This is a genomic window from Ktedonobacter racemifer DSM 44963, from assembly GCF_000178855.1.
Taxonomy (GTDB): Bacteria; Chloroflexota; Ktedonobacteria; order Ktedonobacterales; family Ktedonobacteraceae; genus Ktedonobacter; species Ktedonobacter racemifer.
Map to the genome: position 1 here is coordinate 286505 of NZ_ADVG01000001.1, position 12012 is coordinate 298516.

The 12012-nt window shown below is 52.3% G+C and carries 10 protein-coding genes and 1 pseudogene; 4 read left to right on the forward strand and 7 right to left on the reverse strand.

Translation table 11 applies throughout. The features are described from left to right. Nucleotides 1-644: 644 nt before the first annotated feature. Entirely contained in the window at nt 645-1796 is a 1152-nt protein-coding gene (locus KRAC_RS60485) for an ATP-binding protein (protein ID WP_007903886.1), read from the forward strand. A 318-nt stretch (nt 1797-2114) separates the two neighbouring features. Continuing rightward, complete coding sequence (locus KRAC_RS01320; RefSeq protein ID WP_007903887.1) at nt 2115-2894, forward strand: alpha/beta fold hydrolase; 780 nt, start codon at nt 2115-2117, stop codon at nt 2892-2894. 235 nt (nt 2895-3129) lie between these two features. Here the strand turns inward: KRAC_RS01320 and KRAC_RS01325 are convergent, their stop codons facing one another. The 6 genes from KRAC_RS01325 to KRAC_RS60490 all read right to left on the reverse strand — a co-directional run bounded on the left by KRAC_RS01325 (nt 3130) and on the right by KRAC_RS60490 (nt 8794). Further along, nucleotides 3130-3519: a VOC family protein gene (locus KRAC_RS01325; protein ID WP_007903889.1), complete on the reverse strand. Its 390-nt coding sequence runs from the start codon at nt 3517-3519 to the stop codon at nt 3130-3132. Between the two features lie 31 nt (nt 3520-3550). Then, nucleotides 3551-4549 (reverse strand): methyltransferase, encoded by a 999-nt coding sequence (locus tag KRAC_RS01330; protein ID WP_007903891.1) that lies wholly within the window; start codon nt 4547-4549, stop codon nt 3551-3553. A gap of 168 nt (nt 4550-4717) precedes the next feature. Next, a complete protein-coding gene (locus tag KRAC_RS01335; RefSeq protein WP_007903894.1) occupies nt 4718-5542 on the reverse strand; it encodes a DUF6597 domain-containing transcriptional factor in 825 nt (274 codons plus the stop codon). A 293-nt stretch (nt 5543-5835) separates the two neighbouring features. Beyond that, the gene (locus KRAC_RS01340; protein WP_052567840.1) at nt 5836-6621 is read right to left on the reverse strand and encodes a reverse transcriptase/maturase family protein; all 786 of its coding nucleotides are present in this window, start codon (nt 6619-6621) and stop codon (nt 5836-5838) included. Between the two features lie 329 nt (nt 6622-6950). Beyond that, nucleotides 6951-7784, reverse strand: a complete 834-nt coding sequence (locus tag KRAC_RS01345) for a MerR family transcriptional regulator (protein WP_007903896.1) — start codon at nt 7782-7784, stop codon at nt 6951-6953. A gap of 74 nt (nt 7785-7858) precedes the next feature. Continuing rightward, the gene (locus tag KRAC_RS60490; protein ID WP_007903898.1) at nt 7859-8794 is read right to left on the reverse strand and encodes a cysteine peptidase family C39 domain-containing protein; all 936 of its coding nucleotides are present in this window, start codon (nt 8792-8794) and stop codon (nt 7859-7861) included. 212 nt (nt 8795-9006) lie between these two features. On the opposite strand from KRAC_RS60490, the pseudogene KRAC_RS79180 reads away from it, so the two are divergent. Both KRAC_RS79180 and KRAC_RS01365 read left to right on the forward strand, forming a co-directional pair. Beyond that, nucleotides 9007-10158 (forward strand): annotated as a pseudogene (locus KRAC_RS79180) (IS3 family transposase). Between the two features lie 133 nt (nt 10159-10291). Then, nucleotides 10292-11131 (forward strand): transposase, encoded by an 840-nt coding sequence (locus tag KRAC_RS01365; RefSeq protein ID WP_052567841.1) that lies wholly within the window; start codon nt 10292-10294, stop codon nt 11129-11131. A gap of 223 nt (nt 11132-11354) precedes the next feature. Here the strand turns inward: KRAC_RS01365 and KRAC_RS01370 are convergent, their stop codons facing one another. Then, on the reverse strand, nt 11355-12008 hold the full coding sequence (locus KRAC_RS01370) for a class I SAM-dependent methyltransferase (protein WP_007903906.1): 654 nt from the start codon (nt 12006-12008) through the stop codon (nt 11355-11357). Nucleotides 12009-12012: the final 4 nt, after the last annotated feature.

Consider the following 12012-nt stretch of genomic DNA (forward strand, 5'->3'; position numbering starts at 1 on the left):
CTGTTGTTAAAACTGTGAAGGACCCCGACGGGAGGAACAGCGAAAGCAAACCTTCAATGAACAATTAGTTCAGAGGTAACACGAGAAGTGATAACGCCTGGCTATATTGTTGCTCCCTCTCAACACTGTCACCCCCAAAGGGGACTCGTACGTGTAGCTTCTAAGCGCGACAAGCAGGCAAACTGCATGTTCTTATACTCGTCACCACCACTTCACATACTCATATGTAGAGTCTGACAACGGTGCCCTTGGTATTTTGTACCATCCCTCGAACGCAAACGAGCGTGAGGAGAGGAAATGTTCGACAGTTCATACAAAGACCGTTGCACGAACCATCGAATACTCATGCCAGAGAGTTTCTTTTGAGCCAGGCATAAGATGACTTTGTAGCAAAAAACCATCTGTAAGAGGCAAAAGCGAAACCCAACGCATCAGTAGGTGTGCACCAACAATAATGTTCGCTCTCGTTGAAGCCAGGCACCCATGCTGGAATGGCCTCCTTTTTTGAAGCTTCTGTTCAGCTTGGATGGAACTCCTATAATGGAACTCCTATAGTACTAAGAGTGGAAAGAGATGCATCTTACAATGGGGAAGAGATTGATGGAGACAGAAGCGCATCCCTTTTTATCCAGGAAGGTAGTTGCATGCTGCATGAACCATATGGGGAAAGCCAGCAACGTTTCGGACGTCTTGATGGTCTTTTTGCCAAGAACCAGGAAGCTCGTGACTTTCTTGCCCAAGCCATTTTAGACTCAGTGACGGTCATGATGGCAGTTCTGGATACCAACGGAAGAGTTCACATTGTCAATGAAGCATGGAGACGCCAGGCGCGAGAATCCTGTTCACCTGACCAACTGGCACGTACCGGGATAGGGATGAATTACCTGGACGTGTGTAAACACGCACAGGGAACATCTGCTGAAGAGGCTCCAGAAGCTTTCGCAGGTATTGAGGCGGTCCTGGGAGGAAGACAATCCTCATTTACTTTAGAATACCCCTGTTTTTCGTCAGCGCGGCAGAGTTGGTACCTGATGAGCGTCACCCCTCTTCCAGGAAATGCAGGGGCGGTGGTTGCCCATATCGACATTACCGAGCGCAAAGAGTTGGAGCAACGCAAAGATGAATTTATCAGTATCGCCAGCCATGAGTTGAAATCTCCATTGACTGCCCTGACGCTCTTATCCTCTCATCTGAGAAAGAAACTGACTGAGAACGATAGTTTCATGGCAGAACAAATGCTCACACGAATGGAAGGGCAGGTGCGAACGTTGACCTGCTTGATCAATGATCTGTTAGATGTCTCCAAAATACAGGCAGGGAGATTGGGCTATGCCAAAGAACCTTTTGATCTGGATGCGTTGATCAACGAGATTGTTGAAACGGCACAACTGACGAGCCCAGGCCATAGGTTAATGATTCATGGAGCCTCGCATGCGACAATTAGTGGGGACCGGGACAAACTGGGACAGGTCTTTATCAATCTGTTGAGCAACGCCATCAAATATTCCCCTCAGGCAGACCATGTGGATATCTCCCTGGAGACCGTGCAAGATGGAGCTTTTGTGCGCATCCAAGATGTTGGGATTGGCATTCCCAAGGAGCGCCAGGACCGACTCTTTGAGCGTTTCTATCGTGTTGATACGTCCAAGCAGAACGATGTTCCCGGACTCGGTCTGGGCTTATACATTGCACGTGAGATCATCAAGCATCATGGAGGAGAAATCACGGTGAGCAGTGAGGAGGGGAAAGGATCAATCTTCTCAGTTTCGCTTCCTTTGCACGTATCCGCCACGTAGGAGACCATTCCAGCATGGGTGCCTGACTTCAACGAGCCAGATGTGCACTCTACTTTCTATCGATAGAGAACTCCTACACAGAGATTGGCGGCCTTATGAGCACCCAGATTGAATGGGTCCCTTATTCGTGAATAGCGAACATTATTCTCAGTAGCAGACATTATTGTTGGTGCACAGTAGAATGGAGCATGCACGAACAGGCGTCTAACCTCTGCTGTTCGATGGTTCATGCAAAGTGTTCCACAGCTCATACAAAAACTGTTCGAGGGGTGGCACAAAATACCAGCTCTTCGCAAAGAATAGACAGGAACCTATAATATGGATGCAACCAGGCAGAAGTTAAAGATCATTACACGAAGTGTGGAGGTCGAGGGATATCCTATACACTATCGAGTCATTGGAGAGGATATGACGCAGGAAGCCGTGATCCTGGTGCACGGACTGAGCGGCTCAACGCTTTGGTGGACTCATAATATTTTCGCGCTAGCACAGGATTATCGCGTCTACCTTATCGACCTACCCGGCTTTGGCACGATGCGTCGTCTGGCGCGTCAGTTTACGCTGGCGAATGCCACTACCTGGTTGCTGGCATGGATGAAGGCGGTTGGGATTGAGCGGGCGCACCTGGTAGGGCATTCGATGGGCGGATATATCTGTATGCACCTGGCTGCTACCTATCCTGAACGCGTGATGAGAATGATACTTGTCTCGCCCGCCGTGCAACCCCAATTCCACTCGATTCTGGGCTACATGCGCCCTTTAATCCTATCAACTCGTTATGTTCGGCCCACATTCTTACCCCTGCTTCTTTATGACGCATTACGCGCGGGACCACGCCTGCTCCTACGCACTACACATGACCTGATCCTACTTGACCTCAACGAAGAGCTATCTATCATCTGTCAGCCTACACTGCTCGTCTGGGGCGAACATGATATTGTCATTCCTCTCACCACAGGTATTCAACTTCTGCAGACACTCCCCAATGCGCAACTGCTGATTCTCCAAAAGGCCGGGCACGTGAGCATGTTTGATCGTCCCCTGGTTTTCAATCAGGCCACTCTTGCCTTTTTACAGGGCGACCTGGTTGGCAGTTGAGAAAGCGTCAAACGTAGGCTCTTCGTCGAATTTGGTGCAGGATGAGCTTTGCTCATTGCCGTCATCTTCTTTTCACACCAGATCGAGAGGAAACCTGGGTAGCTTCCCTCGAATCAACGAATCCATGCTGCCCGAATTGAGGCACGACCTATTTTTCATTTTTTTCTGATCGCGCAACAAGAGCATGAGGTGCTTCTCGCTGAAAAGGCTGCGAGAAGCACCTCTGCGCAGCGAATCAGCGAAGCGGCTTGCCGATCTCCCAGTGGTGACCAAACGGGTCGGCGACGCGTCCAATCCGCCAACCATGGCCCTCGGAAACCGCTCCGACTTCGGTTGCTCCTGCGGCAATGGCCTGCTCGAACACCGTGTCTGGATCATCGACGGTCAAGATTATCCGGACGGACGACCTGCCGTCCAGGGCTTGCGGACACGAGTCTGTGTCCTGTTGCACCCAGAAGGTCGCTCCACCGATCGAGAGGTGAGCGACTACCACGCTCCCCGGTTCCTCTTCGAGGCGTTCCACCTCAACCGCGCCGAATGCCATCTTGTAGTAGGCTACTGCTTGCGTTGCATTGGCCACAGATAGCCACGGAGCGATACTTACGACGACTGGTTGGCTCCTCATACACCCCTCCTTTGATCATATGGCAGTGGTATCATATCGGACGACACTCGACAGCAAAGCGGCCAGACGGGAGCCGCCCGGCTGCCTGAACTTTGAGCGAAGCCTCGTTCGCCAGCTCTCCAAACTCCGTGAGCGTGCGCTCCTTGCTCCCCAGCAAGACCATCATCAGCAACTGGGGGTCGGCTCTGTCATCTGGCGACACACCGCCCAGGATCACAATGCGACCGCTGGGACGTGCTGCCTGGGCACAGCGACTCAATATCAGCTTTGCTTCCCGGTCGGGGCAGTCGTTGAGAATAGACTTCAGGAGATAGAGATCCGCGCCGGCTGGCAGCGGCTCGAAGAAACTCTGCCCGACCGTTCGGGCACGTTCACCCACGCCAGCCGCCTGCAAGAGCGCCTCTGCGCGGGCCACCGTCCTGGGGAAATCGACCAGTGTGCCCTGGATCTGGGGTCGGGTACGCAGGATCTCTGTGAGCAACGCTCCCGTCCCACCGCCAACATCCACCACCGTCTTAACCTCCTCCCAACCTCCCGTGACGAGCACCTCCGGGTCAGGAGTGCCATGACCCAATGGCCCCATGAACGCGTCAAAGCTCGCTGCGATGTCAGGATGCGCTTCTAGGTCCTCCCAGAAGGGCAAGCCGAAAATCTCATGGTAGGCAGAAGCACCTGTCCGGACAGCGCTGAGAAGGCTCCCCCATGCAGAGACCATGCGACCACCGAAGCCAGTGAGGTCCAGGCCGAGTTGCTGCGCTGGGTCGAGCAATCCTAGAGCTATCTCATTGAGCGCGAAGCGGCCGGGCGTTGGCTCCTCAAAGACGCCTTTGCCCACCAGATGTCGGAGCACTCGTTGCAGGGAGTCGCTATCGCACCCAGCCTCCTGGGCAAGTGTTGTAATGGAAGTTTTGCCGGCAGCGATGTGGTCGGCGATCCGCAAGGTCGCCACCACATGGATGCACCAGGGGGTGCAGAGATCGCTGAGCGCGCTGAGATTGGCACTGGCCTCTGGTATCTTGTCACCTATCATCTCTTGTTTCTCCTCATCGGTTTTCTGATTGTGCGCCGCAACCCGATCTGGAACGGTACGGGAGAGCCCGTCTTCATTTCTACCGTGAAGCGCGAGAAGCATCGGGCCAGGAGCATGGCTCGTATGCTAACAGAAAGCAAAGCGACCTGTCTTGTAAAAATTTTTCGGTCATTGGGGGAGGGGCACATGATTGTGATGCTCCCCCCGTTGCGCCAGGTAGGCGCTGGGAGTCAGTCCAGCAAACGTCTGAAAGTCGTGGATGAAATGGGCCTGGTCAAAATAGCCGGAGTCCAGTGCGAGGTCTGCCCACCGGACGGATTGCCCTTCTGTGATCCGCTGCAGCACCTCCTGAAAGCGTAGCACACGGCAGAACACTTTCGGCGTGAGTCCGACGGCTTCTTCAAACAGAGAGATGAAACGCTTGGGACTCAGACCAAGCTGTGTGGTCACCTCCGAGATGGAGCGCCGCGCTTTTTCGGCCTGGAACGAGGTCAGGGCGAACATGACAGCGGGATGAGGCGCTTGCTCCCTGGCGATGCGCTCCAGGAGGAAGCGTTCGAGAATACACACCCGCTCATCGTTCGTCTGGGCCGCCTGCAATTGCTCGCGCAGATCAAGGGCGGCGGTTCCGAAGATGCAGGAAAGATCAACCACCTGGTTGGCCAACTCGGCGGCAGGCATTGGCAGAAAGAGGCACGCACTACCTGGTTTGAAGCAGATGCTCATGGTTGTGACCAGGGTAGTCGTATCAATGACGGAAAATCGCGAAAAGGCACCGTGGAGCACGCCGCCGTGAAAGCTCTGAAGCTGGTCAGAAGTAGGCGCGTTGGAAACTCGAAGCGTGTCATGGCCCAGATTGACTACCATCGCCACCTGGCCATTGGGAAGGCAGCGTTCCTTCTTGGGAGGTTGTGATGCATCTCCGTCAGAGAAGCAGAAAGCCTCAATATATGCCGACAGGGGAGGCGAGGGAAGAAAATGGGAAAGAGCCAAGACCAACCTCCAATCGATGTTGACCGCTTCCCGCTATTCGTATCCCACGATTGTGCTCAGCCCATAAGGAACGCGCCACGTCATGAGAGTCAGTCCCGGGAAGTTTTTAATAGAAAATATGTTCATTTCACCAGTATATCACGTCGCTGCTGGTGTGGAAGCACAAGAAGCTCCTCTTTGCAAAGTCCGGCGCAACACTCAGGCTCTTCGGCGATGGTGGTCCTCAACTCGTCATTGAGTGCGTCTTCGGTCTGGCTCCTGCATGAAAAGAAGATGACGGCAATGAGCGAAGCTCATCCTGCACCAAATTCGACGAAGAGCCTGAGTTTGGCTGCCAGCGTCTTCGTGAGCGAGGTTTCCATGACCCATTTCAAGCGGTTAAACTTGTAAATGTCATTTGCCAACTGATAGTATTCGACGACTCCACGATACTCCGACTGATATTGCGCCACGATGGAGTAGACCGTATTGTTGGTCAACTCCGGTCGATGGATCGGCTTTCCGTGGCGTTGATATCGTTGGCATTTTTGTTTCAGGACATCTGGTGGCACACTCAGCTTGACTTTCCCGTTCGCATTCCGCTTCTTCCTCCTCGTCGTCCGATAGGTATTGTCTTGCATAATCGAGATGTAGTAGCCAAGAAATCGAGCCGCCTCAGTTTTTGCATGCGTGATCAAGGTCTTTTCCTCTGAAAGGGTCAGACCAAGTTCCCTTTGCAAAAACTCCTTGATCTGGTTTTTGATTTCGAGGGCCTCCGCCTTTGTCCCTATGTACCCGATGCACCAGTCGTCGGCATATCTCACATATTTCAGTCGTCTGTAGTCGGGGTCGTTGGGATCGAAAGTTGGCAACTGCTGCGCTTGCTTGCGCAACGCATTTGCCTCTTTTCGCTTTCCTTTCTTCCTCCAGACGTAGGCGAGACTGATCAACCTGTAATAGGGGGTATTGTCTTTTCGCTCGTCGCCTTTGGTGTACGCTGGCATGAGGACCTGCTCGATGTACTTGTCAAATTTATCGAGGTATATATTGCTGAGTATTGGTGAGATAATCCCACCCTGCGGTGCTCCGCTCAGGGTCACGTTGTATCTCCACTCTTCCAAATATCCCGCCTGGAGCAATCCCTTGATGAGGCGAAGGAAGCGTTCATCATGAATATGTTCCTCCCAAAATAGACCCTCTATGGAGGTGAAATGGCTGTGCTATGCATTTTCATTCGCATTCACGTCGCTCGGCGACATCACGCTTTTGTCCAAAGGAGTGGCAGCATGCTCCCATCAGAGAGCCTCTAAAAATTGAGGTGGGCAATCGAGTGGGCATGAGAGAACTGAGGCCGTCTAAAAAGCCGTGAAAAATGGCTCATGAAGCCAGATAGTCAGGGTCATGAATTCATGACCCTGACTATCTGGCTTCATGAGTGGTCTGGTTCCTTCTTTGCGATAGGGAACTGGATCTCAGTCACATAGGAATCGTCATCCTGGCGTACTGGCTCCAAGCATTCCAGGTAGATTTCGCGATTGGGGCCAACAACCGTATAGCCATTGGCCTCGATCCAATGCCCGAGAGCTTCATACGCCTGGCTGAATTTGTTGTAAGCTCCCTTGTGGATGACACTGGCCACCAGGGCCTCGGGAAGCTCGTAGACCTTGACATGCCCATCTGCGGGAACAGGCTGCTTCAGGTAGACAACCGCCTCACCATCAATATCGCCGGTCTTGTACTCGTCATCATGCCAGATCGCGGCTCCGGTCAGGGAGAGTCCGTTGACGCCAGAGCGGGCCAGGTAGTCGTAAACTTTATTTAAGAGGCGGCCAACCTCGGGATAGTTGGAAAGAGTATCACGAACCCCGGCGACCAATTGTGCATCGGCTTGCTTGAGAACCACATCGTAGTTTGGCAGAGTATCCTCCCTCTCAATATCGTTGAGTCGAGCCTCGATCCGTGCCAGGCGCTCCTGTGAGTCCGCTATTTGCTGCTGCAATTCAGCGTACTTGAGTCGCAGCATGCCGCGTAGCTGCTCCGACGAGACACCTTCGCCCACGACCTGGGCGATTTGCGAAAGCTCGAACCCCAGGTCTTTGAGCGCCAGAATGCGATTGAGCCTGGGAAGTTGGCTCACCGAATAGTAGCGATAGCCAGTAAAGCGATCAACATTGAGTGGTTTGAGGAGTCCCATCTCGTCGTAGTAACGGAGAGTCTTGATCGAGACCTGGCTCAGCTTTGAGAAATCTCCGATTCTGATCATGGAATGTACTCCAGTCGTTTGTGTGATCATCTGGCTCTTGCATCTTACGCTTAGCTGAATGATCCCAGGCACTGTTAGAGACAGATCACCAGTTGCTGTTCTATGTGGATGAGCTGTTCAACCACTGGAACAACAGCAGACCATTGCTGTTGGACAGCCATACTTTGGGCCTGGCCAACGAGCAACGCCTGACGTTCCATCAGCACTGCAGCTTCTGCTTTCCCAGCTTCTCGCAGGAAGGCTGCGGCATCCAGACTTCGACGACTGGCAAGGGGAAGGACGAACTGGACCAAGCTGGTGCTTATGCTGGCAGGAACCTCACCTCGCAGGTCGTTGGCGAGCAGATGCAGCGCTTCCACTCCACCATACGCTACTGGTCCACTGGGATTGGCACGGATATCCTCGTGAAGAAAGGGCAGTGCTTGTTGGATGATCTCGTGGCGACCAAGATGGCACACCTGCCGAAAGTGGCTACGCAGCGTGTAGGGGCCGCGCCCATATCCAATACGCTCGGCTCGCCAGGCTTCTAAAAAGTTTTTGATGGGCAGAACTGCGCAAGGATAACCGCCTGGATCTTGCAAGAGTACATGATCGTCCTCGATTGCCAAGGCCACCACAAAATGATCGTAGCCAGAGGCGTGGTGATAGTCTGGATAGTACGAAAGATATCCCTGATCAACCGGACCGATCAGGGCAGGAGCCACCTGAACTGCCTCGCGTAGCCGTGAGAGTGCTTCCTGACTCTCATCACCGTACCACTCCTCACATTCCCAACCGAGCAGTGCTATCGCTCGTTTCAAGCCCAGGTCAGGATCGCTGAGAGGCGAACTGAAGAGCACCAGAGGACCATTCTCAAGGCGCAAATACAATTTCCCAAATGGTCCACCCGTTAAACATTCCAGAAAGCCGGGATCAGGAAGGTCTTTCGGGTTTGCCCCCGCTCCGAGCAAGCTCATATGCAGGCTATTCGCGTAACAATAGGCACCGTTGCCGGTGTATGAGAGAAACATGTTTGTCTTATCCTCCACTAGCCAGGGTATCTGGCAAAACACCATTGCTTGCTTCCCAGTCAAACCACACCTCCGTACGGAGAGTATGTGTACCGAGCAATTGCTCTCTCCAGACTCTATCATCTCCCCTAACTGGAGAGTGAGATTGCCCCGATTTGAAAGAGTCCCTAAAGCTGAGATATACTCGAAGCAGATCAGAAAGGGGCTTATCAATGGGAAAGAGCCAAAAGGTCTACACAAAAGAATTCAAAGAGGAAGCCGTGCGGCTGGCGCAAACATCAGGCAAGCCGATTGCACAAATAGCGCGCGAGCTGGGTATCTCCGACAGCGCGATTCATGGGTGGCGCAAGGAATTGGCAGAACAAGGGAAAGAAGCATTTCCAGGCAAAGGGCATCAAACCACGCTTGAGGAAGAAAATCGTCGCTTGAAACGCGAAGTCGAAAGACTCCAGCAGGAGCGTGACATACTAAAAAAAGCAGTGAGCATCTTCTCACGGGAATCCAAATGAAACATCAATTTATTGAACAGCACAAGCATGAATTCTCCATTGTTATCATGTGCGATGTGCTCGGAATCTCGGAAAGCGGCTTTTATGCCTGGCGCAAACGTTCAGCCTGCCTGCGCGAACGAGAAGATGCTCATTTAACGCAGAAGATACGGCAGGTGTTTGTAACTCATCAAGGACGATATGGAAGCCCACGCATTTTGAGAGAGCTGCGTGACGAAGGGATCACCTGCTCACGCAAACGGATCGCCAGGCTCATGCGGCAGAAGAACCTTTCTGCCAGACGTAAACGGCGTCGAGTAGTGACCACAAAAAGAGATATGGCTCATCCAGTCGCTCCCAACCTTTTAAATCGGGAATTTCGTGCTGAAGCGCCAAACAAAAAATGGGTGACGGATATCACGTATATCCCAACTCGACAAGGATGGCTCTATCTCGCGGTCATTTTAGATCTGTATTCACGAATGGTTGTGGGATGGTCGATGTCGAGCAATTGCGATGAGAGATTAATAGAACAGGCACGCTAACCTTGCCCTTGCCCGCCGTCGCCCTAAAGCGGGGTTGCTGCATCACAGTGATAGAGGAAGTCAGTACACTTCAAGAGCGTATCAGGCGTGTTTAGAACAAGCTGGAATACAGTCAAGTATGTCACGTAAAGGAAATTGTTGGGACAATGCCGCGATGGAGAGTTTCTTTGGAACCTTAAAAGATGAATGTGTAGGGGAACGCATTTATTCATCACATGATGAAGCGCGATTAGCACTCTTTACCTACATGGAAGTCTATTATAATCGTGTTCGTCGGCATTCTACACTCGGATACGTAAGTCCACTGAATTATGAGCGGACGGGGAATTAAAAAACATAACGTAACGTTTGACGTAGTACAATTTTTATACTATAATAAAAACGTTAACGTCACGTTGCGTCAAAACATTTTTCACTCTCCTCACCTCAAACCTCTAGAGACTCTACGAAAACGGGGCAAGCTCATGATCCAATCGCCATATGATATGGAGGCGCGATACAGCAAGAAGAAGCAGACTGGATGGGTTGGCTACAAAGTGCATTTCACAGGATGCGATGCTGATCAGCCTCATTTTGTGCTAGAAGTCACAACGACAGCATCCACGCTCCCAGATGGAGAGGTCATGGAAGATCTTCATGAACGCTTGGCTGACAATCGGCTCCTTCCCAGCCAGCACCTAGTTGATAAAGGCTATGTGGATGCCGAACTGCTTGCCACGAGTCAGCATCGTCATCAGATTGACCTCGTTGGACCGGTTCTTCCTGATACCAGTTGGGCCTCAAAAGAAGCTGGGCGTTTTGATCATAGCCACTTCCACATCGATTGGAAGGCCAAACAGGTCCTGTGTCCGGCTGGACAGACAAGCCGAGATTGGGGACACATCCCTGATCGACATGGGAAGCCACGTCTGCGTATCCGGTTCCCTCTTCCCCTTTGTCGGGTTTGCACGCTTCATGAGAAGTGTTCGTCAACCGCAGCCAAAGTGCTCATTCTGCGACCAGATGAAGCCACCTATGTGGCACTTCAGCAGGCTCGAAAACGTCAGGAAACCGCTGAATTTCGAGCCTTGTATGCAGCGCGAGCGGGCATTGAAGGAACCGTTGCTCAAAGTGTACGTACCTGTGAGATACGGAGGTCCCGATACATTGGCATGAAAAAACTTAATCTCCAGGCGTTTCTTACGGCGACCTCCATCAACATGCTTCGGGCTTGTCATTGGATCGCAGAAGCGAAGCTGGCAACCACCCCAACATCTCGCTTTGCAGAATTGCTCGCTTCTGTCAAGCAAGTAGCTGTTGCGTAGCTTCTGCTCATTCGCCAACAATATCTTAATGTGGCTCTACCAAACGAGTAAGCGTATACAAAATGTTTGCAACTTATCGCTGTTTATGGTCTATTTAGCTGTTTGCTCGTTTTACCGCTCACGTAATTCCAAAATTTACAGTCACACCTCAATTGGAGGGGCTGATTCCCCACGGGCAGAAGCCAGAAAACTTGGCAGCGACGCAAAACTCCTCTCGTTTGGGCTAGACGCTTTCCTTTGGTTTCCTGCAACTTGCCACCAAGACGGTTGGGACCTGCTCCCATACTGGCCGGTTTAAGCGCGACAGAGATAGCGAATCGCCACTAGCGGCAGTTCCGCCCGGTTCGCTTAGGCGCACGAGCTGGAGTCCTGCATCTGTGAGCGTATTGACATAGGTCGAGAGAGTCCGGTGATAGCTGCCAACTTTTCCGGGTGGTCCCGGTCGGATATCTGATCGCCAATACCCTTCCACAAGATATTTGCCAATGGTTCGTACTGCTCCCTCTGGAGTCTCCATTTCTCCTGATTGCGAGGTATGAAAGCAGGGGTGAAGAATGGCAAAGACAAACCATCCGCCGGGTCGAAGAATGCGTGCAACACTATGGAGTGTTGGGGCCAGCTCAGGAATATCCATCAATGCCATAAAGCACACAACGCCATCGAAGAGGCCAAGCACCTGCTCGTCAAGGTTCTGGGCGTCAGCTTGCACATACTCAATTCCTCGCGGGTTGTTTTCCTCCTGACGGCGTGCGATCGTTAGTAACTTCTCTGAAAGATCAATGCCGATGATATGCGCCCCTTGGTCTGCCAAATAGCGTGCTACTCTGCCTTGGCCACAGGCGAGATCACAGATGCGGGATCCCTCGACTGCGCCCATGAGA